Origin of the sequence: Halorubrum sp. CGM4_25_10-8A (assembly GCF_005435025.1) — an archaeon.
GTDB classification, from domain to species: domain Archaea; phylum Halobacteriota; class Halobacteria; order Halobacteriales; family Haloferacaceae; genus Halorubrum; species Halorubrum ezzemoulense.
Genome location: NZ_SGTX01000049.1, coordinates 1 through 569, shown reverse-complemented (window position 1 = coordinate 569; position 569 = coordinate 1). Strand labels below are relative to the sequence as shown.

Below are 569 nucleotides of genomic sequence, written 5' to 3'. Positions count from 1 at the left end.
CCTCACCCCTCCCCAGCCTCGTCGGTGGTCCTCCGCTTCGCTCCGGACCACCGACTCCCTCGCGCGTGCTCCTCGCGGCCGCCGAGGGCGGCCGCTCGCAGGCACGCGCCGCCGCACGTGGTGGTTTCGCTTATTAAACGACCGCGTTCGACGGAACCCTTTTGAGCCGGAGCGGCCTACTCGGAGCCAGTATGGGACTGGGCTCGGACATGTACCGGCAGCAGATCCTCGACCACTACAAGAACCCGCGAAACTACGGGGAGATCGAGGATCCGGACTTCACGCACGTCGGCGAGAACCCCTCCTGTGGCGACACGATCCGGATGGACGTCGACCTCGACGACGACGGGGAGACGATCGAGGCGGTGCGGTTCACCGGCGACGGCTGCGCCATCTCGATGGCCTCCGCGAGCATGCTCTCGGAGCGGCTCCACGGGATGGACGTCGAGGAGCTGGACGCGCTCGACACCGACGACGTCACCGAGATGCTCGGCGTCGACATCTCCCCGATGCGCGTGAAGTGCGCGGTGTTGGGACGACAGGTCGCGCAGGACGGCGCGAAGATCCAC

General features: G+C 67.7%; 1 protein-coding gene. It reads left to right on the top strand.

Annotated elements, in window-relative coordinates; translation table 11 throughout:
* Positions 1 to 191: 191 nt before the first annotated feature.
* The coding region (gene sufU, locus EXE52_RS18080) for a Fe-S cluster assembly sulfur transfer protein SufU (protein WP_137704008.1) at positions 192 to 569 on the top strand (378 nt) is incomplete at its 3' end.